The sequence below is a fragment of the Chitinophaga pendula genome (assembly GCF_020386615.1).
GTDB classification, from domain to species: domain Bacteria; phylum Bacteroidota; class Bacteroidia; order Chitinophagales; family Chitinophagaceae; genus Chitinophaga; species Chitinophaga pendula.
The window spans coordinates 1484290-1502790 of the sequence record NZ_CP077769.1 but is presented as its reverse complement, the minus strand read 5'-3'; the positions used below and the strand labels follow the sequence as shown (position 1 = coordinate 1502790).

11 protein-coding genes are annotated in these 18501 nt (G+C 46.3%); 1 reads left to right on the top strand and 10 read right to left on the bottom strand.

The features are described 5' to 3' along the window. Nucleotides 1-18: 18 nt before the first annotated feature. The 3 genes from KTO58_RS05935 to KTO58_RS05925 form a co-directional block, all read right to left on the bottom strand. Entirely contained in the window at nucleotides 19-843 is an 825-nt protein-coding gene (locus KTO58_RS05935) for a class I SAM-dependent methyltransferase (protein ID WP_095840264.1), read from the bottom strand. 108 nt (nucleotides 844-951) lie between these two features. After that, nucleotides 952-1926: an AraC family transcriptional regulator gene (locus KTO58_RS05930; protein WP_095840265.1), complete on the bottom strand. Its 975-nt coding sequence runs from the start codon at nucleotides 1924-1926 to the stop codon at nucleotides 952-954. Between the two features lie 308 nt (nucleotides 1927-2234). Continuing rightward, nucleotides 2235-2684: a response regulator gene (locus tag KTO58_RS05925; RefSeq protein ID WP_095840266.1), complete on the bottom strand. Its 450-nt coding sequence runs from the start codon at nucleotides 2682-2684 to the stop codon at nucleotides 2235-2237. A gap of 266 nt (nucleotides 2685-2950) precedes the next feature. Here KTO58_RS05925 and KTO58_RS05920 point away from each other — a divergent pair, with 266 nt between their 5' ends. Then, nucleotides 2951-3268, top strand: coding sequence for a hypothetical protein (locus tag KTO58_RS05920; protein WP_095840267.1), 318 nt, complete (start codon nucleotides 2951-2953; stop codon nucleotides 3266-3268). 169 nt (nucleotides 3269-3437) lie between these two features. On the opposite strand, the gene KTO58_RS05915 is transcribed toward KTO58_RS05920, so the two are convergent. The 7 genes from KTO58_RS05915 to KTO58_RS05885 all read right to left on the bottom strand — a co-directional run bounded on the left by KTO58_RS05915 (nucleotide 3438) and on the right by KTO58_RS05885 (nucleotide 18499). Then, nucleotides 3438-5393: a PAS domain-containing sensor histidine kinase gene (locus KTO58_RS05915; RefSeq protein ID WP_095840268.1), complete on the bottom strand. Its 1956-nt coding sequence runs from the start codon at nucleotides 5391-5393 to the stop codon at nucleotides 3438-3440. 9 nt (nucleotides 5394-5402) lie between these two features. After that, a complete protein-coding gene (locus KTO58_RS05910) occupies nucleotides 5403-5855 on the bottom strand; it encodes a response regulator (RefSeq protein WP_095840269.1) in 453 nt (150 codons plus the stop codon). 307 nt (nucleotides 5856-6162) lie between these two features. After that, nucleotides 6163-8592 (bottom strand): ABC transporter permease, encoded by a 2430-nt coding sequence (locus tag KTO58_RS05905; RefSeq protein WP_095840270.1) that lies wholly within the window; start codon nucleotides 8590-8592, stop codon nucleotides 6163-6165. Between the two features lie 129 nt (nucleotides 8593-8721). Beyond that, nucleotides 8722-9510, bottom strand: coding sequence for an aspartate/glutamate racemase family protein (locus tag KTO58_RS05900; protein WP_095840271.1), 789 nt, complete (start codon nucleotides 9508-9510; stop codon nucleotides 8722-8724). Between the two features lie 68 nt (nucleotides 9511-9578). Then, nucleotides 9579-11462, bottom strand: coding sequence for a serine hydrolase (locus tag KTO58_RS05895; RefSeq protein WP_095840272.1), 1884 nt, complete (start codon nucleotides 11460-11462; stop codon nucleotides 9579-9581). Continuing rightward, nucleotides 11459-17587: a glucoamylase family protein gene (locus KTO58_RS05890; protein WP_095840273.1), complete on the bottom strand. Its 6129-nt coding sequence runs from the start codon at nucleotides 17585-17587 to the stop codon at nucleotides 11459-11461. The genes KTO58_RS05895 and KTO58_RS05890 overlap by 4 nt, the downstream gene beginning before the upstream one ends. A gap of 9 nt (nucleotides 17588-17596) precedes the next feature. Further along, nucleotides 17597-18499 (bottom strand): thioesterase domain-containing protein, encoded by a 903-nt coding sequence (locus KTO58_RS05885; protein ID WP_095840274.1) that lies wholly within the window; start codon nucleotides 18497-18499, stop codon nucleotides 17597-17599. Nucleotides 18500-18501: the final 2 nt, after the last annotated feature.

The window sequence follows — 18501 nt, the reverse complement described above, 5'->3', positions numbered from 1 at the left end:
ATTATGACATCCGGGGTATTATTTCCTGGCGGCGATCATCATATGGGGGCTCATGGCGAGCATTTCGGGATGATTTTCGGTGAGTCGGAGGAGTTCCATCAGTTGTTTGTTTTTGAGGGGGTCGGAGCGGTGTTCGAAGTATTTGCTGTCCATCCAGGCGATGCCTTCTACGGCGAAGGTATCGATGTGAGAGAGGCCGGTGGTGGTAACTTCGGCTGTCAGCTGAGGGGGGCGGTGGTAGTAGGCTTCGGGGAGGATACCGGGCCAGTTGCCGGGTGCATTGTGGACGCCGGAACTTAGTTCTTCGCGGCACATTTGCAGGAAGGCAGGGTCGTAGATGTGGCCATTGAACAATCCTACGAGGGTGGAGGCGGTATAGTTGATGGCGAAGCCGAGGAATATGCCGCCGGGTTTCAGTATGCGCTGAGCTTCGCGGATGGCGGCGATGCGATCTTCTTCCTGCTGGAGGTGGTAGAGGGGACCATGGAGTATGGCTACATCGGTGGTATTATCCGGGAGGTCGAGTTGCCGGGCTTCCCCCAGCAATGCTTTGAAGGGACGTTTTTTGGATTTGGCGGAGCGTTTGTTTGCTTGTTCGACATGTTTGGGTACGGGGTCGAAGAGGATTACTTCGTGGCCCAGTTTGGCCATCCAGGCGGCATATACACCTGGTCCGCCGCCTATGTCGGCGATCGCGCCTCCTTTTGCTGGCAGGAAACGTTGTATGAGTTCTTTATTACGTTCGAATTCCAGGGGTCCCAGCCCTACTTCCAGTCTTATCTCTTCGTAAGTTTCGGAATAGAATTGTTCGATTGTTTCGCTGACTAGTTTAGCCCTTTTCATATTGGATCGTTATCGTAGCGCAAAGGTGTTATTTTTTCTCCACATAGTATAGTACTTATGGTGGCGGGGTATTTTAGCGGGTCAGCAGGCTACTATTGAGATAGAGATTCAGGACGGGTTGCTTTCTTCTTCGTTATATAGCTCCCGGTAGGAAGCAGGCGTCAGGCCGGTGGCTTTTTTAAATGCTCTCACGAAATTGCTTTTATCGGGGAATCCTACTGTTGTGGCTACTTCTGCCAGGAGGGCGCCTTGTTGGAGGAGTATTTTAGCTTTTGCGATGCGTTCTTCTATGATGTAGCTGTGTATGGGTATGCCGAATAGTTCTTTGAAGGCGGATTGGAGGCGGGAGCGGCTCAGTTTGAATTTGCGGGCGATGCTGTCGATGGTCATTTTGTGGTCCAAGTGATGCTGGATAAAATGCTGTACTTCGAGGAGGAGGTTTTTGTAGGGATTGCAGGGCAGTCTGATAGTGCTGGTGAGCCGGGTACGTGCTTCTTTGAAGGTGAGGAAGAGTAATCTTTTGGCGGCGGCGTCGAGGTTGATGCTACCAAGCTGTCCGGATTCTTCGATAGACAGCAGTTGTTCGCTGGTGAGTTGCATCTGGGCGGATTGGGTAAGGCGGGGGCAACGGCTGTGTAGCTGTTGTGAGGGGGATAATTGCCGGAGGAAGTCGTATTCTTCTTTTAGCAAGGGGTATAGTGTTTGATCGACTTCGAGGGTGAGGACGCTATAATGACCGGGGAGCAGGCTGATCGTGTATTGCGGGCAAATGAGGTAATTGATCAGCGTTTGGGTATTGCCCAGTTGAACCAGTTGCTGGACTGGTATATTCCTGCCGCTGAGGTTGTAGCAGAGGTGCAGGGATTTGAATGCTGAGATGTTGATATCGGTGGCCCTGGAGAGGTCGAATACGCAATAGCTCAAGGTGAGGAGGTCGAGATGGGATTGCTGGCAGTATATATTGCCGAAGTCGCCTTGTATAGTGGTCCTGGTAGCTTGTGGTATGAAATGTCTTATTCGTTCCGGGCTGTGGATAGCGGGCAGGTATTGTACGTCGGAGGTGGTTACAACATGGATCTTCATAATAGCATACGATAGGTTTGGTTAGGCAGTACTGGGCTGCAATAGGTATAATACACACACGAAATGATGGTCAAACAACAATGGTTGCCGGCGGATATGGTACTTACCTGGAGTGCAGTGATGCGGGGAAAGGAGGAGAAGGTCCTGGTACCGACCCATGCTTACAGCAGGTAAGTGTGGCCAGTCATCAGGTGGGCTAAAGTACGTTAAATTCCGTTGTCATATAAGGCTACTCGTGTGATTGACCTTATATGACAAATAATTTTTACGGTTGGTATTGTGGTGCAGTAAAAAGCGGCGGAGATGATCTATTCGTTGATAACGAACTGTGACATGGGCGGATAGTACATCATGCGTTTCCAGTCGATGGCGAAGATGCGTTCAAGTATATCTCTTAGTTCCTGTAATGAAGACGGTTTTTTGGCGTAGAGGTTGGACCCTTCGCGATAGCAGAATTCGATATTCTTCAAGTCGGCCAGTGAAGAATAGATGATGATGGGTAATGAGTCGAATTTCTTATTGGCACGGATCTCCCGGATGCATTGCATACCATCTTTGCAGGGCATTAACAGGTCAAGGAAGAGGATATCCGGATGTTTTTCATCCAGCAGCCGCATCAGAATCTCACCATTCTCTGCCCTAGTCAATACTATTTTAATGGTCTTGATGTCATCGACAGCCATAGAGAATACCATAAAGTCGTCGTCATCATCTTCTGCTAATAAAACATGGGTGTGTTCTTTATTAACATTTGTCATAATACTATATTAACTTATAGGTCTTTCGAAGATAATTAATGATCCAGGTTGCAAATAAAGCAAATCTGTTATAGAATGAAAAAATAATTTATTGCAATTCGTGCTGCAAATACTACCTTTACGCCTACTCTGTCCTTGGAGTGAACACTATGCTCATCAAAGAAAAACAAAAATGCCCTGCATGTTAAAATACGTGTAAAACATACGCTATCAGCCGCTCCTTCAATGAACTCCAACCAGGTTATGATCTATTCTAACACTGAAATATGCTCCCGGTAAAAAACATTATCCTGATCGGCAATTATTCAGCAGACCTGACCGCTACCCAATATATATCTTCCAAATATGTCTATGATCTGAAAATAGCATCAGCGGATATGGCGCAGGTAAGTGCTTTATTGCGGGATGCGGTGCCTGATCTGATCATTATTTACGGTCAGGGCACCACGGAATGTCATCATCATTATGTAACCCGGCTGCGGCAGGACAGCCAGGTGGATCAAGTTCCTATTATTGTATGCCGGACAGCGATTGATGTACTGTTTCTTGATCATATTTTCAGCTTTCTACCCGCCTCCAACTAGTTGTTATCGTTATTATCTTTTGGCGAGCTGCCGGTCTTCCAGGATTGCGAGCCCTCCTACTACCAGTACCTGCAGAATTAAAAAATATGCATCCCAATGCAGTGACATCTTTACCATACCGGAAGATCATTTCCACGCTGATCACTGTGCCTCCCGGTTGGCGACGCAATCAGCGATGTGGATCTATGGGGAAATAGATATCAAATCGGGCGCCATTGTCTTTTTCGCCCTGTGCGGATATGATGCCCTGGTGGTTTTCTACGATCTTTTTTACGATGGCTAATCCGATACCGGTACCTTCAAATTTCTCTTTCTGGTTGAGCCGTTGGAAGATCTCGAAGATCTTTTCCCGGAACTCGTTGTCGAATCCGATGCCATTGTCTGTTATGGTAAGATGATAGTAGTCCTGTTCGATGGCGGTGGTGGTGCCGGGGACAGCCGTTGCTTTAACCACCTGGTGGTTTATATTAATAACGGGAGCTATGCCGGGTCGGCAGAATTTAAGCGAATTGCTGATCAGGTTAATGAGTAGCTGTTTGAACTGAAAGGGGATGATGGCTGCAATACCCAGAGGGGTGGCGTTGATAGTGGCGTTTTTCTCTTCCAGCTCTTCGCTTAACTGTTCTCTGACTTCGTTGAGGAGATCGTCGATATTTCTTTTTTCGAAGGTCCTTTCGGTGTTGCTGGTGCGGGAGTACACCAGCAGGTCTTTAATAAGTGTCTGCATGGTGACCGTTGCTTTTTCGATACGGCTGAAATAGTCTTTTCCTTTAGCGGAGAGCTGATCGATTTCCGTTTCGAGTATGCGTTCGGAGAAGATGCGGATCTTTCTCAGCGGTTCCTGCAGGTCGTGGCTGGAGACGTAGGCGAAGCTCTTCAGTTCGGCGTTCATTTTTGCCAGGGTTTCGTTTTGCACGGCCAGTTCTTTTGTCCTTTCCTGTACCTGTCTTTCAAGGGCTTGTGAGAAGGCTTTTTCTTCGGTGATATCGCGCAGGGTACCTATTATTTTAAAAGGTACTTTATGTTCGTCGTATATGACTTTCCCCTGTGTTTTGATCCAGGCGATGGTATTGTCAGGGAGGATGATACGGGCTTCATATTGATAGATCCCGGAGGTCATGGCTTCTTCCTGTGCTTTTAGGACGATATTTTCCAGGTCTTCGGGGATGACGCTATTGCGCATTTGCTGATGGGTGAGCGCCGTGCCGGCGGGATAGCCAAGTATTTCGACCAATCGTGGGGCATGTTGAATGGACATATCTCGCAGATCCAGGTCCCAGCTGGCGAGACCGGTGGCTTCTACGGCGAGACGGAGGCGTTCTTTTGTTTCTTCAACATTTTGCCGGGCTACGACCTTTTCGGTTACGTCATAGACGGTGATCATCACGCCAGATATGTTGCCTTCTGTATCTCTCAGCGGTGCGTATTCGAAGTCGAGATAGAATGACTCCTCTCCTACTATTGCCAGGGATTCGCTTTCCCGGTGTGTGATGCCGGTATTGAGTACTTTTTGCAGGAGGGCGGGATATTTCTGTGTTTTTAGTTCGGGGAAGACTTCGAGGGCTTTTTTGCCCATGACCTCTTCTTCTGTTTTGCGCCAGATATTTTTGAGCAAGGTGGTATTTGCCAGTTCTATAATATGGTCTGGGCCGCGGAATATGGTCATGGCGATGGGAGACTGCATGACCATGTTCCTGAATTGCCTTTCGCTTTCTTCTATGGACTGTTTGACACGTACTAGGGTGGTAACTTCATTGGCTACGACGAAGACGCCAAATATTGCGCCCTCTGCATCTTTGAGGGCCTGGTATACGAAGTTAAAGTAGGTCAGTTCGCTTTGTCCGTAGCGGTTCAGGATGACGGGGAATTCAAACCCATAGTGGGAGACACCGGTATTATAAACTTTATCTAGGAGTGGTTCTACGAATGTTCTTACTTCCGGGAGAGAGTCGTACAGGGATCTGCCTATAAGTTCTTCTTCTTTTTTATCAACGATCTGTAGGTAGGTTTCGTTGGCCATCTCCACGATCATATCTTTTCCTTTGAAGATGGTGATACCAACAGGCGCCTGTTGAACGATGAGTTCGAACCGGCCATCTGCGGTTGCTGCATTTTTTTTCTTCATACAGTTTTTTTACGGCTGCAAAACGAAATCGTCGACTGAATTGCAGTGTAGCTTTGTTTCCGCAGCCAGGCTGAATACCCTACGGATGGCTTTTACGAGGTCTTTGAAGCTGTTTGGTTTAACGAGATAGCGATCTGCCCCGTACTGGCAAAGCTGCTGAACGATTTCAGGTTGAAAAGAGGTAGAGAATATCACGACAGGGATATCTTTCAGGCTGGTATCTCCTTTTATCTCCCGGATACATTCGTAGCCAGTTTTCTGGGGCATGTTGAGATCGAGAAAGATGATGTCAGGCAGTTCAGTAGGTCGAGATAATTTAAGTACCCCCATTAGTTCGACGCCGTCCCGGCAATGTTGTACACTGGCCGGTAGTACTAATTCTTCCAATGCTTCCTGGAAGAGTTCAAAATCATCCTGGTCATCGTCTGCGATCAGCAAACGGATTTCTCTCTCGTTATGCATTGCCCAAAGCTACAAAAATGTTACCAGCGTAGTATTTTATCTGCTGCGTATGCTGCCTGCAAAATGACGGCTTGTCCATGTAAAAATTAAGGTTATGAAGATAGATATATTTTTCACTAATCCAACACCCCAGTTCCTGCGATGCCTATTTCCGAAATATCTTCAGTATTATCAAGGCATTACGCGGCGAGCGCGGCCATAATCACATTATTCATTACCCATATATAACAGCAAAAAAAACTCCCCCGGTGTCTTGTACCAGGGGAGTCAGGGTGTCTATCAGCGATTTAACAGACTATTGTAACCATCATGAACGCGGTCTTATACTTTTTAGCGGGTTGGCCACTGCTACTTTGATGGCCTGGAAACTTACGGTTGCCAATGCGATCAGGAGTACCATTACTGCGGCTACGATGAATATCCACCAGCTGATGCCTACGCGGTAGGCAAATCCTTGCAGCCATTTGTCCATAAATAGCCAGGCGATGGGAGACGCGATGATGAAGGCGATGATCACCAGTCGCAGGAAGTCTTTAGACAGCAGCCGTACGATACTTTCTGCGCTGGCGCCCAGTACTTTCCTTATACCGATCTCGCGGGTACGCTGCTGTGCGATGAAGGTGGCTAGTCCGAACAATCCAAGGCAGGCGATAAAGATTGCCAGCAGGGAAAATATCATTCCCAGCTTACCTACCCGTTGTTCGTCCCGGTACATATCATTGAAGGAGTCGTCCATGAACCGGTAGCTGAACGGCATGCCTGGCGCCATGGATTTCCATTTTTCTTCTATGCTGCTGATCAGCGGGTTTACATCTTTTGTATTGAGCCGGAAGGATTCGAGTCCGGTATTTTTGTTCAGGAAGAAACTGAGTGCACCTATATTCTGGCGAAGTGATTCGAAGTTGAAGTTCTTCACTACCCCGATGATGTTGTAGGATATCGGGTTGTGATTTGCATCATTGGTATAGATACGTTTACCTACGGGGTCATCATATCCCAGCAGTTTGGCGGCTGTTTCATTAATGATCACGGAGTTGGAGTCGTTAAAGTTCCTGGAGAAATTCCTTCCTTTCAGCAGCTCCATACCCATTGTAGGGATGTAGGTATAATCGATCTCCCAGTTTTGCATATGCAGGGAGTTTTTCACATCGAGGGTGGCTTCTTTGAAGTAAGACTCTCCGCTACGGGAGGAGCTGTTTACCGGCAGGAAAGAGCTGATAGTGCCGTTGGACACACCTTTGATCCGCAGTACTTCATCTTTGAAGGCATCCACATTATTTCCGAGCAGTTGGGTGTTGTTGACAATCAGGATCTGGTCTTTATTGAACCCGAGGTCTTTTGACTGGATGAAGCTGAGTTGTTTGTATATCACGATGGTACCGATGATCAGCAGGATAGAAGTAGCGAACTGGAATACGACCAGGATGCTGCGCAATCCGCCACCGGATGAGCCGGAGCTCAACTTGCCCTTTAATACTTCTATGGGTTTGAAACCAGACAGGTAAAAAGCGGGATAAGCACCTGCCAGTATACCTACCCAGAATGGGAGTGTGAGTAGTATGATCAGGATAGCCGGAGAGAACAGGAAGGTGATAGAGATGGATTTGCCGGCGATATCATTAAAGACGGGCAATGATAACCAAGTAAGTCCGATAGCCAGTATCAGCGACAAGCTGGCAGTAAGGATAGATTCGGCCAGGAACTGGAATATCAGTTCTCTTTTTTCCGTACCCAATACTTTGCGGATACCTACTTCTTTAGTCCTTTTGGAGGAGCATGCTGTAGCCAGGTTCATAAAGTTGATACAAGCAATCACAAGAATGAACAGTGCCACTACCGCAAAGATATATACGAACTGGATGTTACCGTTAGGCGCCAGCTCGGAGGAGAGATTGGAATACAGGTGTATCTGTGTGAGCGGGATTAATGAATATTCCAGGCTGTTGCCGGATTTCTTCAGTTCTTCCATGCTGTTGATCTTAATGAACTGTTGTACGTATGGCAGTACATATTTGTTGATATACTCATCCAGTTTTTTCTCGAATGATTTATAGTCTACTCCTTTTGCCAGTTTGAGATATGTATGGAAGTTGAAGTTGGTGAATTGTCCCCAGTTGTAATTGAGGTTTTTCATGGGGAACAGGAAATCGAAGTTAAAGTGCGAATTACGTGGCATATCTTCGATCACGGCGTTCACTTTATATATGGAGGAGCCATTATCGGTGGTTTCGATCGTTTTGCCTACCACATCGGTAGTACCGAAATACTTCTTTGCCATGCTTTTGGTGATCACGACTGTATTGGGCTCGTTCAGGGCAGTCTTCAGGTCTCCGGATATAGCGGGTAATGTAAATACATCAAAAAAGGTGGAGTCTACGAAGGCGACCCTGCTTTCGCTTACATTGGTAACGCCTCTTTTTATCAGTTTGGTTGTTTCCTCATTATAGATGCGGGTAAACTGTTCCACCTGTGGATAGTCTGCTTTCAGCAGTTGTCCGATCATATCGTCTGATACGGCGGCATCGACATCACCACCCCCTAAACTTACTTTTGAATTGATCCGGTAGATACGATCGGCATCACGATTGAATTTATCATAGCTCAATTCATCCAACACGTAGGAAGTTATCAGCAAGAAACTGGCTATACTAATGGCAAGCCCTACAATATTGATGTAAGAAAATGTCTTGTTTTTAACAAGGTTTCTCCAGGCAATCTTCAGATAATTGGTAATCATAGCATCTCGTTTATTGTTCTCTGATAAAATATTCAACTACATACATCTAACCGTGGGGCAATTAGTGTAAGATATAAATAAAAGTATTAAGAATCGGTTCCTGTCAGCTGCGATAGCAGATTTAAAGATTTATTCACCAGGCGGGATCGGTTCCACTACCTGTACAGCTTCTTTGATCATGGACCGAGCCAGCGACTCCATTGCATCTACTACAGGAATGTCGGGGACGGGTGTCTTCTGGGCGATGATAGACAGCTCTGTACAGCCCAGTATCACGGCATCTGCCTGTTGCGATCTAAAGAAGTCCAGGGCTGTTGTCCACCATAACTTTGCCTGCCTGGTGATACGATCGGGGTTGGCTTTTATTCCATGTACCGGATCGTAGATGATATTGTGAATGACCTGCTGTTGAAAGTCTTTTTCCGGCAGTACGGCATCGTATCCATAACGTTCCAGGAGGTTTTTGTATAATAGCGACCGATAGGTGCCATTAGAAGACATGACACCTATTCTTTTGTATGTCGGGTAACGTTCGGCGATATACTTGCAAGTTTCTACCGGCATGTGCAATAATCGGATATTGCTACCAGCGTCGCGTAACAGTTCCTGTATCTTATTCATGATCGCTGGCACATGTGTGGTATTACAAGGGATACCTACAATTGATGCGCCGACCTCTTCCAGTTTGAGGATGATCTTTGTGATGTTGAAGGCCGGGTTGATTTCTTCATTTCCTTCCAGGAACTGTGTTCTGTCGGCCATGTATTTGGGCAGGGACATCATGATAACGGACAGGTGGTCCTGGTCTGTGCTGGCTTCGGAAAGCGCCAGTATCCTATTAAACAGCATACCACCCGCTTCGGGGCCCATCCCTCCTACTATACCTATTACCCTGTCATCTTTTGTAAGACTAAACATATCCGTTTAATTATAGATAATCATTTCTATCGCGCTGCACGGGTTATCTTCACCTTATTTGGCGAGTGCTAGCGGACAGGTGTAAATTCGAACCAGTTAATGCTCATGGTGGTGGCCGGCATATTTAATTTCATCGTCTGCCAGCCAGCAGGCAGTTGGGCGGTAGTCGTTATGGTATTCCATCCCTCTACTTCTTTCAGGGATGATTTGTCAATACGGGCGACCACTTTAGTCCCGGATTTTAATGTGACGGTTTCTTTATTCAACGTTCCGTTTACCCGGAAGCTCACGTTGTACTTGCCCGGCTTGCCTACATACACTTTATATTCCAGCCAGCCATCCTTATCGATCGACATAACGGCGTTGGTATTGTCTGTATCTTCCGAATTGCCATTTTCCATTGCATACATACGGTTATAATATTCGCTCTCTACACGGGCTTTCTGTCCTGGTTGTATGGTTGTTTTATTGGCACTACGTGTCTGCAGGTCGTTGATATTACGCTGGCAATTGCTTAACCAGAGGTCCAAAGCGTAGTTATTGTCAAAATCTGCGAATTTCATTTGTCGGGCCTGCCGGAAGCAATCACGCGCTTCGTTGTAGTCTTTCAACCGGAAGGCTATTGCGCCCAGCATATAATAAGACAGCGAGTCGGAGGGAGTCATTGCCAGGTTTTTATGTAGTAATTTTTGGGCCAGGCGCCAGTCATACTGATAGATCAGGAAACTCAGTTCGTTGAGGGTATGTGGTTGTATCTTCCGGGAGTCGATCAACTCGTCCAGTGTTTTTATCATCTGTGAAAATCCTTTTTTCTTGTAAGTGGCCAGCAAGGTGGTCACGTCATTCGGATATTGCCGGGTAAACTCCAGCTTACTGAGGATGGGCCTAATATCGAGGTTTACGGACGATTGGTTCAATCTATCCAGCATCACAAGGCCACGGTCACTGTTGGTCATTAGTACCAGCCCTTTTTTCTGTACTACGGAATACAATACGCAGGCTTTCCAACCTTCATTATCTCCCCCCTGATAAATAAGAGTATCTGTTGCGTTTCGTAATACGACGAAACCAGGTCCGAAGAAGGCGGTGGAATCTTTCTCATTCAACTTCACTACGGGCTGCATAATATCATGGATGCGTGTTGCTGAGAGGTTCTTGCCACCGAAAATAGCGAGGATGAGTTTGGCGTAGTCATTTGCGACGGTGTTGATCCCTGAAGCTGGTTCGGGCTCTGTATTGATCCATTTTTCATAGGACCTTCCAAAGGGATCATGTCCTATGGCGTAGTTATCCGGATGTTTTTCATCCTCTGTAAAATGTGTATATGTATGATTCAGTTGCAGGGGCTCTAACACCCGCTCCTTCATGTAATCCACATATTTCTTTTGGAGGATGGTGGCTACCACTTCTGACAGATAGACATACCCTTCTCCCGAGTACACGTATTTTGTACCCGGCTCACTGACTATTTCGAGGGTATCACCATTATTGAATCCGGACCAGTTCTCGATTCCGGAGGAATGGCTCATGACCATCCGGGCAGTGATCTTTTTATACCTGGGATCGTGTTTCAACCGTTCATTCTCCAGGTATTCATACAGTGGTTTATCCAGGTCTAACCGGCCTTCATCTGCCAGTTTGTATACAGCATATAGCAGGAAGGTCTTGGAGAGTGAGCACGCTTCAAAAACTGTTTCCTTGGTTACGAGGTCGGTGTCTTTTTTTACGCCATAGGCATTAAAAAAGACGACCGCTCCGTTATCGATCAGCGCGACGGATGTAGCCGGGATATTACATTCTGCCATCAGGGTCCTGATCTGCTGATTAAACGATCCGGTATCGACTTGCTTACCTCCCAAATTAAAATGACCTGCTTCCTGTGCTATTGCATGGGAGGTCAGTAGTGTTGTCATCAGAAACAGAAAACCCTTATATGCGGATCGTATCATCATGCAGTTACTATTTTTTCGTTTATGTTACTATTCCATTTAGAAAGGTGGAAGGATGTGTTCCAGTTTTTCGCGACGATGATGCCGACAGCGTCTTGTAGCAAGCGTTTTTCTTCTTCATTGTATTCAGCTACCATCCGGATGAATATACCACCACCATGTCTGTTCAACAGTTCAGCGCTGACGCCATTGTTGATTATTTCGAAGATGAGCTTTTGCAGGAAGTGTCTATAGCAGCTGGTATCTTCATTCCATATCACCAAGTCGGTAATGATGCCATGCATGCGCCAGTAGGCATGTAACTGTACGATCTGCAGGATGACATCGGAATGAGCGGTACTTTTAATTTTCAGCAACAGCGTTGCGGGCTTTTCTGCGACATCCCGGAGGTCAGTACGGGTATTATCAGCAACGGGGGTCGAGAAAATCGTACTTCCGGCCAGGCGTCTGAATAACCTTGCATTGGCATCTGTCAGGTTAACACGCTTCTTCACCATTAAGGCATGCCGGCGGGCATCTGTTATGACAGCTGAAATACCCTGCTGTTGTTGCATCTTCCTGACAATATCAATGCTCTGTTCTTTCGTCTCGCCTACCCCCATCAGCACATTCACTATGACTGTTTCTTTCGGAGCCACCAATATCTTATTACGGATGCCAGCTGCCAGCAAGGGGTTATTCTCCTGTCCCGGCATTTGTGTATGTTTGTGCTCCTCTCCCTTTCCTCCGTCCGCGGTAGCTATATATTCTTCAGACAGTACCGTACCCGACTCCACTACTGTTGTATGAAACAAACATACCTGTGAGGTATTATCGTGTTTAGCGTTCTTGACAAACAATACCACCTGGCCATCAGGTAATATCGGTACGGGAATAGCTACAAAGGAATTGTCCAATGCCGCTGTTGCGTAGCTGATGATCTCTATTTCCTTCTTTTTGTTGGTGTCGTTATAGACAGAGATCCGTCGTACTTCCATATCGTCATCCGGTGCTATTGATAGCTCTTCCCGAATATGCAGTCCATTACTCTCATGATAGCATACCGCACTTCCTGCGGAAAAGCCCATCTTACCCTGTTCCTGTGGCTCTCCCGTGTAGTAGTTTAATGAGGTACAATATTGCTCTCCGGCAGGATCATATACATAACATCGAAGACCGGAAGGGTATATAGCAGGCTTTGTCCAGCTGCTTACGGATGCGTTTTTCCACCGGCTAAGGTATTTACCCTTATTTGATAAGATCGTATGGTAGCGTCCGTTAGATAACAATTGCACTTCTTCTTCTCCATTTGCAGCCGGATACTTTATCCAATCGTTGTCCGACATTGACAAACCGGTCTCTTCGTGTTCGCCGGGGTTATCAGTGCTTGTTCCTTTAATATGGAAGGGTACGTCCAGTGGGAACTTTTCCTGCAGCAAGAGAATTGAAGATTCCAGTTCCGGGTCTTGCATAAAGCGGCGTTGCATGGGTTTATCCTGGAGCAGATATGCCATACCCAATAGAGCCATTCCCTGATGGTGTACCATATAGGATCTTACCAGACCGAACTGCTGCCCACCCGGTACGCGGGAGCGGGTGTAATCTATTGCCTCAAAGAATCCATACCGGCCACTGAATTGCTGTTTGGCGAGCAGTTCCAGATTACGGCATGCTGCTGCTGGAGACACCATCAATGCCATAGCGGATGCATAGGGGGCTACGACACTGTCTTCACTTAAATAACTTTGCCGCAGGCTCAGATCGGGCGCTCCAAACACTTTATATTGATAGTTCGAATTGGCATCCAATGCATAGTACTCTGACTCTGAAAATCCCCAGGGGATTCCTTTTTTATTACCGTAAGCTATCTGGGCGGTTACTGCAGCTTTACAAGCCTGGTTCAACAAGGTATTATCAAAATCCGGCATTACCAATAGTGGCATCAGATATTCGAACATAGTACCATTTGCAGATAACATCACCAGGCCTTCATCAGTCTGTACCAGCGGGCGCCCCAATGCAAACCAGTTCTTCACCGGTATTTTGCCCTGGCAAATGGCTGCATAACTTGCCAATCGAGCTTCGGATGCTAATTCATCATAGTAATCCGGATCCAGGCTTTCCGTTTCCATTTGGTAACCGATACTTAACAGCATATTCTCCTTATTATAGAGAAAATCATAGTCCATATCGGCAAACGCTGTACATTTCACACGGATATAGGCGACCTCTTGTAATAAGTGACTGGCTGTTATTTCCGTTTTCTCCCAAGCATTCGCCAATCGGTGTAAGACGGCCCGCTCCTGGTGGGTCAATGTGGGATGGTCTAACTGGTTAATAGCCTCTTTTATAGTGCTATTACATTTTTTTAACCCCTGTGGAGATAATGCCTGCGACGGTAGCAATTCCTGCCAAGATGCAGGTAAATCAGTCCAGGATACCCATGGGAAATAGTTATCCAATACCGACTGCATAGCATCACATTGGTCTTCCAATCTGCCGATCCAGAAAACAGCATCACTATCCTTATCATATTCACGTCTTAGGCTACTTCCCAGATCATTCACTGCATCAATACAAGCGGAAAGATGTACGTTGATCTGTTCCAGTGAAGAAAGCTCTTCTTTAGTGATAGCATGCAATTGTTGTATAAACGATTGTAGCGTCTGCGTACCAGTCATTGTTGTCTCAAGCACCAACGCTGTATCCAGCAACCCTTTAAACTGTGTGATGCTTATAAGCGGTGAGTCATTCACATCGGTGATCCCCTGCCGGAGCGTCATCAGGTGGCCGGCAAGATTCCCGCTATCGACCGTGGACACATAACGCGGGTAGCAGGGGCTAAGGCTATGAATATTATACCAGTTATAGAAATGGCCTTTATAACGTTCCAATCTTCCCATGGCGTGCAGGATATTATTCAACTGCACTACAATGCGATCACTGGTCAGGTATCCAAAATCATGCGCCGTTAAATTGGCTAATAATGCCAGGCCCATATTGGTGGGGGAGGTATAATCTTTTAAGACTTTTACCGGGTGCTCCTGGAAGTGATCGGGAGGCAGCCAGTTACCCGATTCATTGATAAATGTCTCAAAGTAGGCCCAGATCTTCCTTGCCTGCTGATGCAGGAACAATGTCTGTTCTCTAGTGATCTGATCCAGTGTGATATCATCCGGATGATTCATCCACCAGGCGCATACGGGAGAAAGTAACCAACCTGCCAGTAGTACGACCGGCATAAAAGAGATATCCTTACCTGTCAGTATCCAATATGCTACCACAAATACACTCAAAGCCGGTCCTACAAGCATGTTTTTGCAGGTGGTCAGCAGGTCTGCATTACCAATATTTTTAAAATTCGCGGACGGCACCCATTCCAACAATCTTCTTTTACTGACATATACTCTCCAGACGGCACGTAGTATGGCATCGATGGCCAGGTAGGCTTCATATGGGAGTACCAATATCTCATATATTCTGAGTAGAAAATCGGCGGCGGTATCTTTTATGCAGGCCATCCAATGTTCTGCTGTCAGGAGCCTTACCGGTTTGGAAAACAACTTGGATATTAACGTTATCAACGCCGGAGACATCATAGTCAGTATTCCGGCCATTGTCCAGAAAAGGGTATTTGACAACACGGTCATTCCTAACACCAGCAGCAGCAGGTTTCCAACCGGCATGAGACTTATGCGCAGGTTATCCAACATTTTCCAACGGGACAATGCTGAGATAGGATTGTTAACTTTCCTATTATCCTGGGTAGGTACGAAAGGACCAATCCAACTAGCGATCTGCCAGTCTCCACGTATCCATCTATGTTTCCGTTTGATCTCTGCGTTATATCCGGTGACCTGTTCATACAGTTTTACATCATTCAATAGCCCTGATCTGACATAGGACCCCTCCAGCAGATCATGACTTAGTACGCGATCGTCCGGAAAGCGATTGTGCAACGCCTTTAATACAATATCTACATCATATATTCCTTTTCCGACAAAAGACCCTTCGCCAAACAGATCCTGATAGAGGTCGGGAATAGCCCGGGTATAAGGATCCAGATCGGGACCGCTGCCGCTGAAGCGATGATACCTGCTTTGATTCATTTCGCGCAGGTCATTGGCCATTCTGGGTTGCAGCATGCCATATCCTGCTATTACGCGTAATCTCTTCTCACAATATTCCGGGTGATTTAACGGATGTGCCATGGTACCTGTCATTTTCCAGGCGGCATCTCTTGGCAGCTGCGTGTCCGCATCCAATGTAATCACATACCTGATCCCGGCAAAAAGTGTTGTATCACCTATCACCCGGGAAAACTCATTCGCCTCTCCTCTCAGCAATGCTGTTAATCCCATCAGTTTGCCTCTTTTCCGTTCATAGCCCATCCATATCTTCTCCAGTGGGTTCCAGCACCGTGGGCGGTGGAACAGGAAAAAGAGGTCGTCGCCGGCGCTATTATATTTGTCATTCAACGCCGTTATGCCATCTGCCAGCAGCTCTAATATCTGATCGTCTCCAGGCATTATTTCATCCGACGCATCGCTGAAGTCTGTTACCAGTCCAAAATACAGGTTAGGTGTTCTATTGGCCAGGTAACGTACTTCTAATGCATGTACCAGTTCTTTTACATCTTCTTCTTTAAACAATAAGGCAGGAACTACTACCAGGGTCTTTGCGGAGTCCGGTATTCCATTGGCATAGTCAAGACGTGGCAGCAACACCGGTTTGGTAAAACAGGAAGCTACCATATCTACCAGTAACTTCGCCAGTTGACCGGCACCTGAAATAATGGCAACAGACATCAGCAGCCATACCATCAGACTGCGCGCCTCGTGTTGCAGTTGGTTAAAGAACACGGCTGACAGCAAAGCGGTAAACAGTAAAAAGCCTCCCAGATAAAGTATTAATGCTTTTCTACCTATTGGTTGAGGGCTCTTTTTACTCCATGGTATGCCCAGCATTTCCGCCAGCTGTTTACGTCCTTCTCCAATAAGGAAATAACCAACATGGGATCTGCCATAGGCGGTATCGCCTGCTATATGGGCATTATCTGCCAGCCTGCGCACATGATCAGCAATGACAGTTTCCGCCACATTCGCCTGCCGTGCAATAGCTCCCACTTCCCTCCTGTATCTGTCACGAGTATGAAATTCCATTAATGGATATACCCCACTATGTTCTTTTGACAAGATCGGATCGATTGTATTGGCAGCATCTATAAAGGAGGACCAGTCTACAGTATCCAGCATGCGGATACTACTCAGACAGTTCCTGAAGCTCACTTTTTCCATTGTAAGCTCTTCATTGACCAATACCATGACGCTTTTTCCTGTCAAGGACTTTTCGCTCAGTATCTGTTCCAGCCGGGACATTGGGATAGCAGCTTTGGGACTCTTTTCCTGCAGGTACCGTATTACCTCTGCTATGACGACGTCCTTATAGGCATGACCTGACAGTAGAAAATCTATCCATAACGTATTAAGTGCTTCTATTCCATTTTCGTTGGCAGTAGCAATCCGGGCAGCCCAGCTATCTGCGATACCCTGGTTGATCTTTGCTACGGCTATCCGGGCAGCTACCCTCACCAGATTTTCTATTAATGCGACTTTCAGTACCAGTTGTATAGCTCGTAACTCTCCGGTCTGTAAAGGAGAGATTGTTTGATAAGTATTGACAAATGCCAGCAGGTTGTTGATATCAACCTGCGCATTGGAGTGTGCGATAAATGCGGTGATGATCCTGTATATACGCGGATAATCCTTGCCTGATTCGCCCTGTAACCTAGGCAGTTTCTTGTTTGCTGCAGTCAGCAACATTTTAGCTTTGGACAGCTGATCTTCTATGAGATAAAAATTTGTTCTCCATTCATGCAGTTCAATAGCATCGTCACCGGAACCGGCTTCCGCTAGTACTTTATGAATCCTGTTTATCTTCTCTTTGTTGTCCGAGAGGCTTCTGAACATTATTTTATTATCCAGCCCGGCAATCAGTTTATGTCTGCCTGCCAGCTGGCGGCAATATTGCAGCATTTGCTCTGCATCAAACAATTCAGACCTGAATGGCGGGGGCTCATGTTCAAACTGTGTCAGTATATCCTCATGGGGGAGAAACGACGAAACCTGACGTGAATAGGCTTTATTCATAGTCTTTGTTTAACGGCTCATGTTGATGCGATCTCTCAGATGTCTGGATACTTCGAGGACGTTGTTTCCCCAAACGATACTGTGATGGTTTCCTGGTACAATAATGCTTCTTACGTTGTCGGCATATGCCGCCCAACCTAGTGTATCGTCGGCAATATCCTGATTGATGCTTTTAGCATTAAAAACAATGATCTCTGAGTTAATCTTTACAGACGGGCTGTAAACGATACTGCTATTGTACAACCTGATATTGATCAATCTGGAGACGTAGGCGATGCTATTCCACTTTCGTGGCCACTCCTGTCTTACAAAATCTGCGATCCCCATTACTAATGTCTCCAGATCTAAAGCGGCCAGGTTGTTTTCAAGTGCTGCTCCCCATTCAGGGAAGGGGATGCGAAAACTTTCATAGTAATCCCTGGATATTTGTAACAGCTCCTGTACCAGATCCAATTTGCTGAGTTCCGGATCAAGCCCCTCCAGTTCACCAACCGGCTGGTCTAATACTGCCGCAAAATCGACTAACTCTCCTGCAGCTTCAAGCTGGCATACCATTTCGTAGAGGATGTTTGCGCCATAAGAATATCCCAGCAAACGATAAGGTCCTTCCGGTTGTACTTCCTTTATCCATAAGATATTCTGTGCCGCAATCGCTTCAATACTTCTTAATGGAATTTCATCCCGTTGTGTGCCCATCATTTCGAGACCGTACACTGTACATATCTCTCTAAAGATGTTGCCAAACATGCGGAACCGGTCATTTTTCCCTCCGATACCAGGTATGATAAATAGTGGCCAGCTTCCCCGCTTGATATTCAATACATATAAATGGTTGTTCCTGGCTTTATTAATAACAAGTGGCATAAGTGTTAACCGTACAGGTTTTTCGTTTACTTCATTCAGGGTTATCATCA

Coding starts and splice junctions, on each gene's coding strand:
- KTO58_RS05910 (WP_095840269.1), bottom strand. CDS start 5,855: ATGCATAACGAGAGAGAAATCCGTTTGCTGATCGCAGACGATGACCAG.
- KTO58_RS05885 (WP_095840274.1), bottom strand. CDS start 18,499: ATGATAACCCTGAATGAAGTAAACGAAAAACCTGTACGGTTAACACTT.
- KTO58_RS05925 (WP_095840266.1), bottom strand. CDS start 2,684: ATGACAAATGTTAATAAAGAACACACCCATGTTTTATTAGCAGAAGAT.
- KTO58_RS05900 (WP_095840271.1), bottom strand. CDS start 9,510: ATGTTTAGTCTTACAAAAGATGACAGGGTAATAGGTATAGTAGGAGGG.
- KTO58_RS05935 (WP_095840264.1), bottom strand. CDS start 843: ATGAAAAGGGCTAAACTAGTCAGCGAAACAATCGAACAATTCTATTCC.
- KTO58_RS05890 (WP_095840273.1), bottom strand. CDS start 17,587: ATGAATAAAGCCTATTCACGTCAGGTTTCGTCGTTTCTCCCCCATGAG.
- KTO58_RS05930 (WP_095840265.1), bottom strand. CDS start 1,926: ATGAAGATCCATGTTGTAACCACCTCCGACGTACAATACCTGCCCGCT.
- KTO58_RS05895 (WP_095840272.1), bottom strand. CDS start 11,462: ATGATGATACGATCCGCATATAAGGGTTTTCTGTTTCTGATGACAACA.
- KTO58_RS05915 (WP_095840268.1), bottom strand. CDS start 5,393: ATGAAGAAAAAAAATGCAGCAACCGCAGATGGCCGGTTCGAACTCATC.
- KTO58_RS05905 (WP_095840270.1), bottom strand. CDS start 8,592: ATGATTACCAATTATCTGAAGATTGCCTGGAGAAACCTTGTTAAAAAC.
- KTO58_RS05920 (WP_095840267.1), top strand. CDS start 2,951: ATGCTCCCGGTAAAAAACATTATCCTGATCGGCAATTATTCAGCAGAC.